Below are 15,973 nucleotides of genomic sequence, written 5' to 3'. Positions count from 1 at the left end.
GATCATGCCTTCGCGGCGGCGGCCACGATGCGGCGGACGATCTCCTGGGCGATGGGCTCCGGCGAGCCCGAGACGGTGACCCGGGTCCGGCCGCCCCCGGGCACGAACGTGCTGGAGCCGTCCGCCCCCACCTCCACCCGGCCCTCCGGGCTGAAGGCGAACAGGTCCGGCGCCAGCATGCTCAGCACCGTGATCGGGTCGTGTGGGCTGTTCCACTCCTCGTTCCAGAACCGCCACCACTGCTCGATCTCCGCCTTCAGCGCCTCCCCCAGCGCCCCGGCCCCCGCGACGGCGGCCACGTCGGCGGCGTCCATCCGGACCGTGGTGGTGATCTCCAGGCCGGTCACCGTGATCGGCGCCCCCGAGCCGAAGACGATGGCCGCCGCCTCCGGGTCGCAGCGCAGGTTGTGCTCCGGCTCGGGGTCGTTGAAGCGGCCACCCATGATCCACAGGTGCCGGACGTCCCGGGCGAACGACGGCGACGCCGTCAGGGCGTTGGCGAGGTTGGTGAGGGGCCCGACCGCCACGACGTCCACCTGGCCGGGCGCGCGGCTCACCTGGTCCACCAGGTACGCCGCCGCGTCCCCGGGGTCGACCGCCTCGGTCTCCAGATCGGTGAAGAGCCTGCCCTCGTGACCCGCCCACCAGACGGGCCGGTCCGTCAGGGTCTTGGCCGCCCCCGGGATGACGGTCAGGGACCGGTCCGCGAGACGTACCAGCCGCTTGGCCAGGCGCGCCCGCAGCAACGTGTCACCGTAGACGGTCGTGCAGCCGACCAGGTCCACCTCCGGCGAGCCGAGCAGGACGGCGAGCGCCAGCGCGTCGTCCACGTCGGAGCCGATGTCGGTGTCGAAGATGACGCGCATGGTCGAAGAACTCATGGAGACCCTTCTCGGAGGTTGTTCTCGGTGGTTATTTGAGACCTGTGGTGGCGATGGACTGCGTGAAGTGACGCTGGAAGCGCAGGATGATCAGCAGCGGGATGACCGTCAGCACGATCGAGCCCGCGAACAGTTGCCCGTAGTCGATGGTGAACTGGCCGCGCATGTTCGCCAAGGCGATCGGGCCGAGCTGGTGCTCGGCGTCGGTGCCGATGAGCAGCGGCCAGACGTACGACTGCCACTGGAAGATGAACAGCGTCAGGCCCGCGCTCACCAGGGCGGGACGCGAGAGCGGCAGGTAGATCCTGGCGAACACGCCGAACCAGCCGAGCCCGTCGATGCGCGCCGCCTCCACCAGGTCCTTGGGGATGGCCAGGAAGAACTGGCGCAGCAGGAAGATGGCCAGGCCGTGGCCCAGGCCCGGGAGGATGAGCCCGGCGTACGTGTTCGTCAGGTCCCAGTCGCGGAACAGCGTGGCGAGCGGGATCGCGATCGCGTCGAAGGGGATGAGGAAGCTGAGCACCACGATCGCGAACAGCGCTCCCTGACCCCTGAACCGCACCGCCGACAGCCCGAACGCGGCCGCCGCCGAGATCAGCAGGCCCACGGCCACGGTGGCCAGCGCCACGAGCAGGGAGTTGAGTATCGCGCGGCCGAAGTCGCCGGTGACCAGGCTCGCGTAGTTGCCGAGGGTGGGATCGGCCGGTACGAGCGTCTCCCACGACAGCCGCGAGATGTGCCGGAAGATCTCCGAGCCGCCGCGCAACGAGCTGGACAGGGCCCAGAGCAGGGGCAGCGCGAAGGCCAGGCCGATGATCGTGCCCAGCAGGGCGTACAGACGTCTGGACACGGGTCAGTCCCTCCCCCGCAGCAGCCGGAACTGCACGATCACCACGGCCAGCACGAGCAGCACCAGCAGCATCACCTCGGCCTGGGCGAGGTTCAGGTCGCCCACGGAGTAGGCGCGGGTGAAGATGTCGAACATGGTGACGTTGGTGGAGCCCTGCGGGCCGCCGTTGGTCAGCATCTGTACGGGGGCGAAGACGAGGAAGTTCGAGACAGTGTCTGCCACCAGCACGAACGCCAGCGGCCTGCGCAACAGTGGCAGCGTGACGTGCCAGAAGCGCGCCCAGGCCGACGCGCCGTCGATCGCGGCGGCCTCGTACAGGGAGGTGGGGATGTCCTGGAGCCCCGCGATGAGGAACATCATCCAGTAGCCGACGCCGATCCACGACAGCAGCACGATCAGCGACCACAGGGCCTGGCCCGGCGAGGTGAGGAACGGCTGCGGCGGGATGCCCAGCACGCTCAGCACCGAGTTGAGCAGGCCGTCCGGCCGGTACGCGACGCTCCAGATGGCCGCCGAGACCGCCGGGGGCACCGCGATCGGCAGGATCACCAGCACCCGCAGGAACCGGACGCCCGCGAAGCGGCGGGTGAACAGGACCGCGAGGGCCAGGGCGGCGGCGATCTGCAGCGGGTTGACGATCAGGCTGAACACGAGCGTGACGCGCACGCTCTGGAGGAACGTCGGGTCGGCGAAGAGCGTGGCGTAGTTGCCCAGGCCGACGAACGCGGTCTCGCCGGTGACCAGGCTGGTGTGGCTCAGGCTGCTGGCGAACGCCATGACGGCGGGGATCAGGCGGAGGACGAGGAGCGCGACCAGGGCGGGCGCCAGGAACGCCAGCGACACCAGCACCGGCCGCCCGACCCCGGTCCGCGACCGGCCGCTCATCGCAGCTGGGCCCAGGCCGTCTTGACCTCCTGCGTGGCCTGTTCGAGCCGGGCCTTGGGCTCGGCGCCGTTCCGGATGTCGGCGAACGCCTTGGTCATGATGTCCTCGAACTGGATGTACCCCACCGACCTGGGCCGCGCGACCGCCGTGTGCTCGGCGTCGTACGTGAGGATCTCGCCGACCCCCTTGCTCTTGTCACCGCCCAGCGCGTCGAGGGTGGGGACGTACTTCTCGAAGGCGGCCCGGTTCGAGGGGATGATCGTGGTGGCCTTCGTGGTCAGCAGGTTGCCCTCGGGGTCGAGCGAGGCATACTCGAGGAACTTGCGCGCGAGCGGCTGGCTCTCCGAGGCCGGGTTGATGCCCCAGGACCACGAGCCGGTCGGCGTCACCTGCTTGCCGCCCTTGAAGTAGGGGTACGGCGCCACGCCCCAGTCGAGGTCCTTGGCCCCCGAGAAGACGCCCACGTCCCAGGGGCCGCCCGCGAAGAAGGCCACCTTGCCCTCGCCGAACAGCGGCGAGGTCTGGAACGAGCCGACCCCGCGCGGCGCCAGCTTGTTCGCGAACAGGTCGCGGTACCAGGTCATCGCCTTCACCCAGCCGTCGGTGGTCAGGTCGGGCGTGAGCATGTCGGGCCCGGTGATCCCGGAGCCGCCGCCGAGCGACTCGGCCAGGCTCTGGAGCTGGTAGTACTGCTCGATCTGCTCGGGGATGAACGCCCACTGGGCGCCGCCCTCGGCCTGCGCCTTCTTGCCCGCCTCGATCGTCTGCTCCCACGTCCAGCGCTTGGCGGGGTCGCTCGGCGGCGGGGTGATCCCGGCCTTCTTCAGCAGGGTCTTGTTGTAGAAGAGGAACTGGTCGGAGGTCCAGATGGGGACGGACCAGAGCTTGCCGTTGTGCTCGTTGACCTCGTACTGGGCGGGCAGGGCCGCCTGCTTGACCCGGTCCTTCCAGTCGCTCAGGTCGACCAGGAACCCCCGGGTGGCCAGCGCCGCGACGCGCGGCTGGTCGACGGTGTAAACGTCGATCGAGTCGTCCTTGGCGGCCAGCCGCTGCTGCAGCGTGCTGTTGAGCTGGTCGAAGGGGATCTGCGTGTACGCGACCTTCACGCCGGGGTTCTTGGCCTGGAACCCGTCGATGACCGGCTGGAACGTCTTGGGATCTTCGGGCCCGACGAACCGCAGCGTCTTCGACGCCGAATCTCCCCCGCCCCCGCCTCCTCCGGATCCGCACCCGGCCGCCAGCACGGCCAGGAGGCTCACCAGGGCCAGGCTCTTCTTCATGGCTTTGCTCCTTCAAGCCTTCCGGCCGCTGACCAGGTCAAGCGCCGACTCTACACGTGTCACATCCACGATGGCCGCCCAGCATGCCACGAACCCCCACGAACCGACAAGACCTCCCACTCTTGACCGATCTTGTCGGGACGTCTACATATATATTCAAAGCCAACTATCCATTCGCTCCTAGAGAGGTGAATGTGAAGGCCCCGATCACCGCGCTCCTCACCGCAGCGCTCGCCTTATCCCCCACTCCCCCACCCTTCACCTCCCCAGGAACGACCCCCCGAGCCGGCACCACACCCCTCGCCACAGCGAGTTCAAGCACCACCCAGGCGGCCTGGACCACCAACGAATCCGCAACCACCGGCGGAGCGGACAGGGCCGATCTGGCGGGGGTGCGGTTCTCGGTGCCGGGGCCGGCGAGGGGGACCTGCGTCGACGCGCCACTGAAGATCACCTTCCCGTCGCCTCCCACGCTCGGCTCGTCAGGCGCGATCGAGGTGCGCCGCGCCGACGGGACGCTGGCCGATCGCGTACAGGCCGTCAACGCCAAGGCCGACAAGAAGAACATCGGCGCGGCGGTCTCGGACGGAGGGCTGCCGCACGACTTCTCGTACGAATCGATCATGATCGAGGGCAACACGGCCAGCGTGCACCTGCACCGGCAACTCGAGTACGGGCAGGAGTACTACGTCACCGTGGACCCCGAGGTGTTCGCGGGGTTCGCCGGCGTGCAGGAGCCTGAAGGATGGAGGTTCAAAACCAGGAAGCAAAGGGTTCAGACTCGGCATCTGACGGTTTCCGCTGGCGGGACCGGGGACTTCTGCACCGTGCAGGGCGCCGTCGACGCCGTGCCGACCGGTAATCAGTCGCCTGTGACGATCGACGTCCGGCCGGGTGTCTACACCGAGATCGTCTACGTACGCGAGGACCGGCCGCACATCACCGTGCGCGGGGCGGGCGCGGGCCGGACCGTGATCCAGTACGCCAACAACGATCTGCGCAACGGCGACGCCGCACTGCGCCAGGGCGGCCCCGCCGATGTGTGCCCGCGCCGCGTGCTGGAGACCTCGGACCTGCACAACTGCTGGCGGGCCATGTTCGGGGTGGACGCGGCGGACTTCCGGATTCAGAACCTCACACTTCACAACACGACCCCCGACGGCGGCTCGCAGGCGGAGGCGTTCCGGGGCAACAACGAGCGGATCGCACTCGAACGCGTGGACCTGCGCAGCCACCAGGACACCCTGCGCCTGCAGGGCAAGGGGTTCGTCACCGACAGCCGGATCAGCGGCGACACCGACTTCGTGTGGGGCACCGGCACGGTGTTCATCCAGGACTCGGTGCTGGAGTCGACGGACGCCGGCTACATCTCGCAGAGCCGTAACGACGCCACCAGGCCGGGCGCGGTGTTCGTCCGCACCAGGCTGACGCGCGCCCCCGGCGTACCGGACGGCTCGGTGGTGCTGAGCCGCAGCGCCGTGTGGCGGTTCACGCACAGCCAGGCGGTGTTCATCGACACCGAGATGGACGGCCACATCGCCCCTGTCGGCTGGGCCATCGACCCGAACGACTGCGCGCAGGCACAGACGCTCTCCTTCTGGGAGTACGGCAGCACCGACCTCACCACGGGCCGCCCCACCGACACCGCGCAACGGCTGCCCTGCTCCCGCCAACTGACGACCGCCGAGGCGGAGAAGTGGAGCGACCCGTCGTTCGTCCTGGGCGGCTGGAACCCCCGGTCCCGCTAAGCGGAAGGAATGGATCAAATGGACAGGTTGGCGAGTAGGCGGGCCCTGCTGGGCGGGGTGCTGGGTGGCGTCGGGGCGGCCGTCGTCGCGGGGCCGGCCGAGGCGGCCAGTCGTACCGGTGCGGGGGCCGGGGTCGTGGGCCGCGCCGGGAGCGGGAGTGCGGCCGGGAGCGGAAGTGCAGCGGGAGCAGGTGGGCTGGATGAGGGGGTGCGCGGGGGGAAGGGGGTGCCGCGGCCGGTGGCGCCGGTCAATCAGGAGGTGGCGGCCAGGTTCGGGCCCGAATACAAGACGCTGCCGGCCGCCGTCGCCGGCGTCGACATCGAGCCGCTGATCGGAATCGCGTCGGCCGCCGACATCGCCGCCAAACGCAAGGGCATGATCGACTACATCTGGAAGGGCGCGGGGCAGCCGAAGACGCTCCCCACCGTCGAGACCGACGTGTCGGCTCCCGACTTCGCCTCCCTGACGGGTGTTCGCCGGATCGACCGGCTGACGGTGCCCCTGGGCTATCAGGTTTCGGCCAAGGTGTACGACATCGTCCCGCGCCGCGCCTGGAACCGGCGCCTCGCGCTCTACCACAACGGCCACGGCGAGCCGTTCGACACCATGCTCCGCACCGTCCAGGCCCTGCTCGACCGCGGTTATCGGGTGATGGCGTACGCGATGCCGTTCCAGCACTGGAACCAGCAGCAGATCGCCGACCCCAAGGACCCGGCGAAGCTGCTGCCGAACCCCTCCCACCGCGAGCTCCCGCCCTGGGAGAGCACCGAGTTCTCCGCCCTGACCTTCTTCCTCGAACCGCTCACGGTCACCCTCAACTACGCGCAGGCCACGTACCGGCCGGCCTCCGTCGAGATGATCGGCCTGTCGGGCGGGGGCTGGACGACGACGGTGTTCGCGGCGCTCGACCCGCGCGTCACCCGCAGCTATCCCACGGCCGGGTCACTGCCGTTCTTCCTGCGTCCCGCCTCGCCGAAGCCGCGCCCCACGACCGGCGACTGGGAGCAGACCAAGGAGGCGCTGCCCGGCTTCTACGCCGCCGCCTCCGACGACTTCCTCGACATGTACGTGCTGGCGTCCGTCGGTCCGGGGCGCGGGCAGGTGCAGATCCTCAACCGGTTCGACGAGTGCTGCTTCAACGGGGTCGGGCACCGCGTCTACCAGACCCCGGTACGCGACCGGGTGGCGCTGCTCGCCGGCGGGCGGCCCGAGCACGGACGGTGGGATCTCCTTGAGGACGCCACGCACGACGACCACACCATCTCGCCGTTCGCGCTGTCCGTCATCCTCTGGGACCTTGACACCACAAATGTCACAACATAATATCGGAATATAGATACGTACTTGAATAGATATTCAAGATAGCTGGAAGGGTGTGCATGGCGGGCCGTACCTTTTCCCACCGGCGCAGAGTGATCGTCAACACCGACGCCAAAAACGAGGCGGACGACCAATTCGCCATCGTGCACGCCCTGCTCTCGCCGAGCCTCGATATTCGCGGGCTGATCGCGGCGCATTTCGGCAATCGCCGCACCCGGTCGAGCCTGGAGGAAAGCCGTGCGGAAATCGACCTGCTGCTGCGGTTGATGAAGCTCGACGGCACGGTCAGGGTCGAGGACGGCGCCCCGTACGCGCTGCCCGACGTGGTCACCCCGGTCCCGTCGCCCGGCGCGGACCTGATCATCGAAGAGGCCATGCGGGACGTTCCCGAGCCGCTGTACGTGGCCTTCCTCGGCCCGCTGACCGACATGGCCTCGGCCCTGCTCCTGGAGCCGCGCATCGCCGAGCGGGACGTGACCGTGATCTGGATCGGCGGCAACGGGTACGACGGGCGCGGCGGCCTGCCCGCCCGGCCGGAGTTCAACCTGTCCAACGACATCGTGGCGGCCAATGTCGTGTTCTCCTCGGCGGTCAAGGTCTGGCAGGTCCCGGCGCCGACGTACCGGATGACGGCGGTCGGATACGCCGAGCTCGACGCGAAGGTGGCGCCGTACGGCGAGATCGGCGAGTACCTCGTGCGCCAGCTCGTCGAGTGGAACGAGCAGCACAGCGGGCCGTCGATCGAGTTCCGCGCGCTCGGCGATTCGCCCGCGATCGGGCTGATGCTCCACCCCGACTGCGGGACGTGGGTGGAGCGCCCCGCCCCGAACTTCCGCCATGACGGGTCGTACGACTTCTCTCTCGAAAACCGGGCGATCCGTACGTACGACTCGATCGACGCGCGGTTCATCTTCGAGGACTTTTTCGCGAAGCTGCAGGCCTTCGCCCGGCGGTAGGCGTGATGGCCGGAGGGAGGGGTGCGATGTGGGCTCGCTGACGTTCGGGAGCGGGAACGGGAGCGGCGGCCGGAGCGGGGCGGTCGGACACCCCGCCGGCGGTCTGCGGCTCGGGTGGGGCTCGCCCGGCTCGCGACCCTGGGCCGTAGGAGTGGGCTGCACACGGTGCTGGGGTCGTTTGGCCGCCTCGGCGCGACGCCGACCAGGTCGAACGGGCGGCGGGCAGATGGTGCTGGAGCGGCGACGTCGAACGGGTCCTGCGGTGGTGATGGACGAGCGACGGCGACCTGGGCGCGGGCCGACGGCGGTCGGCCGGCGACGGCGAACGGGGCCTTCCGCGGTGCCGGACGGGCGACGGCGACCTGGGTGCAGGGCGACGGCGCTCGACCGACCACGTCGAAGGGGTCCTTCGGTGGTGCTGAACCGGCGACGGCGACCTGGGCGTGGGGGGGCGATGCTGGGTTGGCTGGGTGCGGGGGATGGTGCTGGGGCGGCTGCGGCGACCGGGCGGGGGGGACGATGCTGGGGCGGTGTGGCTGGCGGGTGGAGGTGACGGTGGCGCGGTCGGTGTACGGTCCCGTCGGGTGCTGTCCTGGGTGGCGGGTCGTGGCGCGTGCCACGTACCCGGGGCATCGTGGTGCGAGCGTCGCCGCGGGCTAGCAGAATGGCACTCGGCAGTGGCCCGGGCTCGCCACCGGACCAGCATGAGCGGCGGAGCCGAAGCGGAGGCCAGCGATCGTGGGAGCTGACAGTCAGTTCGAGAAGGGCCGCTCCGGCGGTGAGCCCATGAGGTTCAGCGGTCGCCGGCTCGGCCAGGAGTCGGAACGCATGCGGCTCCTGGTGCGGGTCGCCCGCCTCTACCACGAGCACGGGGTGCGCCAGCCGCAGATCGCGGCGCAGCTGCGCATCTCGCAGCCGCGGGTGTCGCGGCTGCTCAAGGAGGCCGCGGAGATCGGCATCGTACGCACGGTGGTCGTGGTGCCCAGCGGCGTGCACGCGTTGCTGGAGGAGGACCTCGAGCGCAAGTACGGCGTGGAGCAGATCATCGTCGTGGACGCCACCGGCGACAACCACGACGTGGTGGCCGCGCTGGGCTCGGCCGGCGCCACTTATCTGGACGCCACGCTGATCGGCGGTGAGCACCTGGGCATCTCATCCTGGAGCGCCAGCCTGCTGGCCACGGTGGAGGCCATGCAGCGCCGCCCGGTGCAGGTGGCGGAGGAGGTCGTCCAGCTCATCGGCGGGGTGGGCAAGGGGTCCGCGCAGGTCCAGGCCACCCGCCTGGCCGCCCATCTGGCCGACCTCACGGGCGCCGAACCCGTCTTTCTGCCCGCGCCCGGCCTGGTCGGGTCCGCCGCCGCCCGGCAGGCGCTTTCGGACGATCACGTCGTACGGCAGGTCGTGGATGCCTGGTCGCGGCTGACCACGGTGCTGGTGGGGATCGGAAGCCTGGATCCGTCGCCGTTACTGCGTGACAGCGGGAACGCCATCTCGGAGGAGGACTTCGAGACGTTGCGGGAGTTGGGGGCGGTGGGTGACGTGTGCCTGCGCTTCTTCGACGCCGAGGGACGGCTGATCGCGTCGCCGCTCGAGGAGCGCATTCTTGGCATCTCGGCGGCTGATCTGCTGCGGGTGCCGCGGCGGATCGCCATCGCGGGGGGTCGCCGGAAGACGGCGGCCATTCGGGCGGCGTTGCGTGGGGGTTGGGTGAACACGCTCATCACGGATGTGGGTGTGGCTGAGCAACTCCTTAAGGACTGACCTTCGCCTGGTCAGGGGGATGGTCTTGCTGGGGGCGGTCTTGCTGGGGCCCGGTTGGGCGCGGCTGCATGAGGGCCGGCGAGGACCCTAGGTCCGGTAAGGGCTGAGGGCCGCCCATGAGTGCAGAGGGCCCCAGGGCGCTGAGGATGCACGGGGTGCAGAGGGTGCATCTGGTGCTGAGGGTGCACGGGGTGCTGAGGGCCCCATGGCCTGCTGAGGACGAACGAGGTGCTGAGGGCCCCGTGGCGTGCTGGGGGCCGATGAGTGCAGGGGCACGGGGGACGCTTCAACTGGGCGCCGTGCATCGTGCGCCGAGCCGCGTGCGGGAAAGGCCGTAGGTCGCGCGGCGGAGGCCGCCTGGCTTGCATGCCGGAGGGGTCGCCGAGCTTGGGCGGCGGCGCCGTTGGGCTTGGGTGCCGGAGGGGATGCCGGGCATGGGCGGCAGGGTTCGTCGGGCCTGCCTGCTGCAGGTCGCCGGGGCTGGGCGGCGGAGATCGCCGGGCTTAGGTGCAGGAGGTCGCCGGGTTTGGGTGGGGGGTCGGCGAGCCTGCGTGGCGGAGGCCGTCGGCGTGCGCGCCCAAAGGCGTCGGACTCGTGGCGCCGCAGACCGTCGGGCTCGCGAGGGCTCTCAGGCTCGTGGGGCCGGACGCCGTCGGGCTTGTGAGCCGGAGGTTGACGGACTCCTGGGGCCGGGCGGGCCGCGCGGGCCGGGGTGGGCGGCTGCGGGTGGTGTGAGGTGGGTGGGCGGGTTCGGGTGGGCCCGTTGTGGGGGTTGACGCCGGATCTGGCGGGTTGGAAAGCGCTCTTGACAGTCACAACGGTGTCGTTCACGATGTGATGAATCCACTCCATTCATGGCTGAATAAAAATTCTCACTTAGCGACAGCGTGGTCCGGAGTCGTGCCGAAAGACGGCACAGCCCTGTCTATTCGGGGCAGAAAGCGAGCGTTTCGCATGAGCGAGGCCGAAGGCTTCGATCGCCAGCAATCAGAATTCAGTCGCCGGGATTTCGTGCGGTCCGCGGCGTTGGTTCCGCCCGCCGTGGCATGGGCGGGCACCTCCGGTGTGGCGGCACCGCCCAGCCCGAGCCCCACCCCCACCATCGCGCCGAAGGTGAGGGCGAAGGGTGTGCCCGCCTTCCCCGGCGCTGAGGGGGCCGGGATGTACACCACCGGCGGCCGGGGCGGCGCCGTGTACGAGGTGACCACCCTCGACGACGACGGCCCCGGGTCGTTACGTGAGGCGGTGGCGAAGTCCGACGGGACGGTCGTCTTCCGGGTCTCCGGGAACATCAGGATCAAGGGCGGCCTCGACATCACCGGCTCGAACCTCACCATCGCCGGCCAGACCGCCCCCGGTCACGGCATCACCGTCATCGGCAACGAGACGCAGATCAAGGGCAGCAACATCATCCTGCGCCACCTGCGCTTCCGCGGCGGCGACGAACTCGGCACCGCCATCGACACCTTCGGCGCCCGTGGCGTGCGGGACGTCATCATCGACCACTGCTCCTTCAGCTGGGGCGTGGACGAGTGCTTCTCCGTCTACGGCAACACCAACGTGACCGTCCAGTGGTGCATCATCTCCGAGGGCCTCGTGAACTCGGTGCACCCCAAGGGCCGGCACGGCATGGGCGGCCTGTGGGGCGGCGACACCATCACCTACCACCACAACCTGCTCATCCACGAGAACGGCCGCAACCCGCGCTTCAGTTTCACCGAGGGCATGAGCCTGGCGGTGGACCACCGCAACAACGTGATCTACAACCCCGGGATCACGACCTGCTACGGCGGCGAGTGGGCCAACGGCATCAACATCATCGGCAACTACTACAAGCCCGGCCCCAACACGCTGCCCCCGATCGCCAGAACGATCGTGGCCCCCGGCCGGTTCGGCGAGTGGCACGTCAGCGGCAACACGGTCGAGGGCCACGCCGACCTCACGGCCGACAACACGCTCGGCATCACCTACCCGACCGGCGGCATCACGCTGCGGCCCAGGCCGGTGGAGTTCGAGAACGGCATCACGGAGCAGCCCGCGCCGCAGGCGTTCGCGACGGTCCTGGAACAGGCCGGAGCCATCCTGCCGCGACGGGACGCCATCGACGCCAGGCTGATCAACGAGGCGCGCACCGGCACGGGGCGCCACATCAACTCCCAGAAGGACGTGGGCGGCTGGCTGCCAGCGCCGCCCGAGGCGCCCGCTCCCGCCGACAGCGACCACGACGGCATGCCGGACGAGTGGGAGACCGCCCAGGGGCTGAACCCGGAGAACGCCGACGACGCCAAGACGGTGGACGGCAGCGGGTACACGAACCTGGAGCGCTACCTGAACTCCATCCAGCGAGCCGGGGCCCGCAGCCCCGAGGTGGCGATTGTCTCCCCCAAGATCGACCAGGTGTTCGCGGCGGCCACGGACCAGCAGTCCGTCGTCGTCCAGGCCGACGCCAAGGCCCTCGACGGCGCGTCCATCGCCAAGGTCGAGTTCTTCCACGGCGACAAGAAGATCGGCGAGGCCACCGCGGCGCCGTACCAGGCGACCTGGGCGGACGCGACCGACGGCACCTACTCCCTGACGGCGCGCGCGACCGACAGCACAGGGTCGGCGACCACCTCGTCGCTCGTGCCGATCCACGTCACCCGCACCATGACCCACCAGCCGTGGACGGCGAAGGACATCGGCGAGGTGGCCATCCCCGGGAGCACGGCGCTGAAGGACGGCGTGTTCACGCTGAAGGGGTCCGGGAAGATCGCCGGTTGGAAGGACTCCTTCCACTTCGCCTACCAGGCCGTCGGGTTCAGCCAACGGGGCGAGGTCATCGAGATCACCGCGCGGGTGGACAGCATCAGCATGGGGCACGTCGACGCCGTCGCGGGCATCATGGTGCGCCAGGACCTCGCGCCGAACTCACCGTTCATGATGGCCGGCATCGGTCTGTCCGCGAGCGGTGACGACGGCGCCGGCATGCGCGCCAAGGCCATCAGGGTCGCCTCGAACGGCAAGCAGCCCAGCGTCGGCATCTGGCCGGCCGCCGGTGAGGACCCGCTGAACCCGAAGAAGCCGTACTGGCTGCGCCTGGTCTGCCGGAGCCTGCCGACCGGCGACAACGAGTTCGAGGCCTTCCTGTCGTCCAACTCGCTGAACTGGGACCGCATCGGCTACGAGCGCATCGCGATGCGGACCGGCCGGTTCTACATCGGCCTCGCCGTCGACGGGAACCAGGAGGCGAACGCGGTCCACGCCTACACCACGGCCAGGTTCAGCCTGGTGAAGGTCAATCGTTAGAACGGAGCACCCCCTATGACACACCACCCGTTGACGAGGAGGAACCTCTTCCGCGGCGGCGGTCTCCTCCTGCTGACGACCGCGTCCGGCTGCAGCTTCTTCGACACCAGCCCCGACACGGGCGGCGCCGTCCAGGCCGCCGACATGTCCGCCAAGGAGTCCCCGGCGCTGGCGCAGCTGGTCAAGAGCGGCAAGCTGCCGCCGCTGGAGCAGCGCCTGCCGAAGAACCCCCTCGTCGTCACGCCGCTCAAGGAACCGGGCGCGTACGGCGGCACCTGGGCCTCGGCCATCGTCGGCGACGACGACATCGACTGGCTGATCAACACCATCGGGTACGAGCCGCTGGTCAGGCTCAAGCCCGGCACGAACGGCCAGAAGGGCCCCGAGGACATCGTGGCCAACGTGGCGGAGTTCGAGGTCAAGGACGGGGGCCGGGAATACGTCTTCCGCCTCCGCGAGGGCCTCAAGTGGTCGGACGGCCAGCCGTGCACCGCCGACGACCTGCTGTTCGCCTTCGAGGACGTGGCCACGTACCACGACCTGCACACCACCGGCATCTACGACCTCTTCCTGGAGAACGGCAGCACCACCGAGCGGGTGAAGGTCGAGAAGGTGGACGACCGGACCGTCCGCTACGTCTACAAGGAGCCGAAGGCGGGGTTGCTGTTCCAGGTCGCGGTCGCGACGTTCGAGCGGCCCGGTTTGAGCGGGTTCCTGCTGCCCAAGCACTACCTCAAGCAGTTCCACAAGAAGTACAACCCGGAGGCCGACCAGCTCGCGAAGGACCAGCAGCTCGAGGACTGGACGCAGCTGTTCATGCTGAAGCAGGACCCGTGGCACAACGCCGACCAGCCCACGCTGCACGCCTGGAAGGTGACGAACCCGATCGGCAAGGGCACGGCGCTGGTGGCCGAGCGCAATCCGTACTACTGGAAGGTCGACCAGCAGGGGCGCCAGCTCCCGTACATCGACCGCTACCGGGCGGAGGTGCTGGGCGACGTCCAGGTCGAGCTGCTGAAGATCATGAACGGCGAGATCGGCATGCAGCTGCGCAACTTCAACACCCCGGAGAACAAGCCGCTGGTCTCCCAGAACGCCGCCAAGGGCAAGTACCGGCTGTTCGACATGCCGAGCCGGCTCAGCAACACGATGATCATCCAGTTCAACCAGACGATCGCGGACGACGAGCTGCGCAAGCTGTTCCAGAACAAGGACTTCAGGATCGGGCTGTCGTACGCGATCAACCGCAAGGAGATCATCGACGGCGTGTACGCGGGCCAGGGCGAGCCGTGGCAGGCCGCGCCGTCCAAGCGGAACGTGGTCCACAACGAGGCGTTCGGCAAGCAGTACACGGAGTTCGACGCGGCGAAGGCGAACGAGCACCTCGACAAGGCCGGGCTGACCAAGAAGGACGCCGACGGCAAGCGCCTGGGCCCCGACGGCAAGCCGCTGATCGTCACGGTCATGGCCAGCACCGAGTTCCCGCACCACACCGAGGCGCTGGAGTTCGTGAAGAAGGGCTGGGAGGCGGTCGGGGTCGGGCTGCGGGTGGACCCGGTGGCGGGCACGCTGTTCACCGAGCGCACGATGGCGAACCAGCCGCAGGCCTCCACGTACACGTGCAGCGACTTCGACATCATCACGGGCACCGGCGGCGACCACTACTACGTGCCGAGCAACTCCGGCAGCGCCCGCTACGCCATTCGCTGGGCGCAGTGGTACGGCAGCAAGGGCAAGGCCGGCGACGAGCCGCCCAAGGAGGTGCGCGACCAGCTGGAGGCGTTCACCACGATGCGCACCGCGTACGACACCACCAAGGCGATCGAGTCCGCGAAGAAGGTGGTCGAGATCGCAGCGCAGCAGTTCTACGCGATCGGGATTAGCACGTACCCGGACGAGTACGGCATCGTGTCGAACAGCTTCAAGAACGTGCCCGACTCGATGGCCAACGCACTCACCAGCCCCGGGCCGACCCAGCCCGAGCAGTACTCCCTCTGAGGAGCCGACGTGCTGGGATACTTCGGCCGCCGCCTGGTCTACGTGGTGGTGACGCTCTGGGCGATCTCGATCGTCACGTTCGTCATCATCAACCTGCCGCCGGGCGACTACGTCTCGACGCTCGTGGCCAACGCGCAGGCGGGCGGCGAGGGCCTCACCCCGGCGGAGATCGCCAACCTCAGGCACCGGTACGGCCTCGACGACCCGCTCCTGCTGCAGTACTGGCGCTGGATCACGGCGATCCTCCTGCACGGCGATTTTGGTCAATCGTTTGCCTGGAACCAGGCGGTCTCCACGCTCATCGGCGAGCGGGTCGCGCTGTCGGCGGTGCTGTCGATCAGCTCGCTGCTCATGGTCTGGGCGATCGCGTTCCCGATCGGCATCTACAGCGCGGTCAAGCAGTACTCGTGGGGCGACTACGGCTTCTCGTTCCTGGGGTTCATCGGCATGGCGGTGCCGGAGTTCATGCTGGCGCTGGTCCTCATGTACGTCGGCTTCCGCTTCTTCGGCCAGAGCGTCGGCGGCCTGTTCTCCCCCGAGTTCCAGGACGCCGCCTGGAACCTGGGCAAGGTCCTCGACCTGCTCGGCCACCTCTGGGTGCCGATCGTGGTGATCGGCGTGTCGGGCACCGCCGGCATGATCCGGGTGACCCGGGCGAACCTGCTGGACGAGCTCTACCGCCCGTACGTGCACACGGCCAGGGCCAAGGGCCTGCCGGAGTGGAAGCTGCTGCTGAAGTATCCGGTGCGGATGTCGCTCAGCCCGTTCTTCAGCACGGTCGGCTGGCTGCTGCCCGGCCTGATCGGCGGGGAGACGATCGTGTCGGTGGTCATGAGCCTGCCGACCGGCGGCCCGCTGCTGCTCAACGGCGTCATGAACCAGGACATGTACCTGGTCGGCAGCTTCATCATGATCCTCAGCACGCTGACCGTGATCGGAACCGTGCTGAGCGACCTGGCGCTGGCGTGGTGGGACCCGCGAATCCGTAAAAGGTACAAGAGAGAGTAGC

The 15,973-nt window shown here is 69.1% G+C and carries 11 protein-coding genes; 7 read left to right on the top strand and 4 right to left on the bottom strand.

Annotated features, from left to right (window positions below):
- Positions 1-2: 2 nt before the first annotated feature.
- Genes ACWDX9_RS14315 through ACWDX9_RS14300 form a run of 4 tightly spaced genes read right to left on the bottom strand, consistent with a single transcriptional unit; the run spans position 3 to position 3,896 of the window.
- Positions 3-881: a nucleoside hydrolase gene (locus ACWDX9_RS14315; RefSeq protein ID WP_449953289.1), complete on the bottom strand. Its 879-nt coding sequence runs from the start codon at positions 879-881 to the stop codon at positions 3-5.
- Between the two features lie 31 nt (positions 882-912).
- Entirely contained in the window at positions 913-1,731 is an 819-nt protein-coding gene (locus ACWDX9_RS14310) for a carbohydrate ABC transporter permease (RefSeq protein WP_364255120.1), read from the bottom strand.
- A 3-nt stretch (positions 1,732-1,734) separates the two neighbouring features.
- Entirely contained in the window at positions 1,735-2,616 is an 882-nt protein-coding gene (locus ACWDX9_RS14305; RefSeq protein ID WP_449953286.1) for a carbohydrate ABC transporter permease, read from the bottom strand.
- Positions 2,613-3,896, bottom strand: a complete 1,284-nt coding sequence (locus ACWDX9_RS14300; protein ID WP_449953284.1) for an ABC transporter substrate-binding protein — start codon at positions 3,894-3,896, stop codon at positions 2,613-2,615. The genes ACWDX9_RS14305 and ACWDX9_RS14300 overlap by 4 nt, the downstream gene beginning before the upstream one ends.
- Positions 3,897-4,090: 194 nt before the next feature.
- On the opposite strand from ACWDX9_RS14300, the gene ACWDX9_RS14295 reads away from it, so the two are divergent.
- From ACWDX9_RS14295 to ACWDX9_RS14265, 7 genes are all read left to right on the top strand, one after another.
- Entirely contained in the window at positions 4,091-5,644 is a 1,554-nt protein-coding gene (locus tag ACWDX9_RS14295) for a pectinesterase family protein (RefSeq protein WP_449953281.1), read from the top strand.
- Between the two features lie 18 nt (positions 5,645-5,662).
- Positions 5,663-6,967 (top strand): hypothetical protein, encoded by a 1,305-nt coding sequence (locus tag ACWDX9_RS14290; RefSeq protein WP_449953278.1) that lies wholly within the window; start codon positions 5,663-5,665, stop codon positions 6,965-6,967.
- A gap of 56 nt (positions 6,968-7,023) precedes the next feature.
- The gene (locus ACWDX9_RS14285) at positions 7,024-7,920 is read left to right on the top strand and encodes a nucleoside hydrolase (protein ID WP_449953276.1); all 897 of its coding nucleotides are present in this window, start codon (positions 7,024-7,026) and stop codon (positions 7,918-7,920) included.
- 738 nt (positions 7,921-8,658) lie between these two features.
- Positions 8,659-9,681, top strand: a complete 1,023-nt coding sequence (locus ACWDX9_RS14280; protein WP_449953274.1) for a sugar-binding transcriptional regulator — start codon at positions 8,659-8,661, stop codon at positions 9,679-9,681.
- 1,113 nt (positions 9,682-10,794) lie between these two features.
- On the top strand, positions 10,795-12,966 hold the full coding sequence (locus ACWDX9_RS14275; RefSeq protein WP_449953272.1) for an Ig-like domain-containing protein: 2,172 nt from the start codon (positions 10,795-10,797) through the stop codon (positions 12,964-12,966).
- Positions 12,967-12,981: 15 nt separating this feature from the next.
- Positions 12,982-14,964, top strand: coding sequence for an ABC transporter substrate-binding protein (locus ACWDX9_RS14270; protein WP_449953269.1), 1,983 nt, complete (start codon positions 12,982-12,984; stop codon positions 14,962-14,964).
- A gap of 9 nt (positions 14,965-14,973) precedes the next feature.
- Entirely contained in the window at positions 14,974-15,972 is a 999-nt protein-coding gene (locus ACWDX9_RS14265) for an ABC transporter permease (RefSeq protein WP_449953266.1), read from the top strand.
- Position 15,973: the final 1 nt, after the last annotated feature.

The sequence above is a fragment of the Nonomuraea sp. NPDC003201 genome (assembly GCF_053590415.1).
Note: the sequence above shows the minus strand (reverse complement) of the source record. Positions and strands in the feature narration are given on the sequence as shown.

Excerpts from the sequence above, each read along its gene's own strand:
- ACWDX9_RS14315 (WP_449953289.1), bottom strand. The coding sequence starts at position 881 with ATGAGTTCTTCGACCATGCGCGTCATCTTCGACACCGACATCGGCTCC.
- ACWDX9_RS14305 (WP_449953286.1), bottom strand. The coding sequence starts at position 2,616 with ATGAGCGGCCGGTCGCGGACCGGGGTCGGGCGGCCGGTGCTGGTGTCG.
- ACWDX9_RS14300 (WP_449953284.1), bottom strand. The coding sequence starts at position 3,896 with ATGAAGAAGAGCCTGGCCCTGGTGAGCCTCCTGGCCGTGCTGGCGGCC.
- ACWDX9_RS14290 (WP_449953278.1), top strand. The coding sequence starts at position 5,663 with ATGGACAGGTTGGCGAGTAGGCGGGCCCTGCTGGGCGGGGTGCTGGGT.
- ACWDX9_RS14285 (WP_449953276.1), top strand. The coding sequence starts at position 7,024 with ATGGCGGGCCGTACCTTTTCCCACCGGCGCAGAGTGATCGTCAACACC.
- ACWDX9_RS14270 (WP_449953269.1), top strand. The coding sequence starts at position 12,982 with ATGACACACCACCCGTTGACGAGGAGGAACCTCTTCCGCGGCGGCGGT.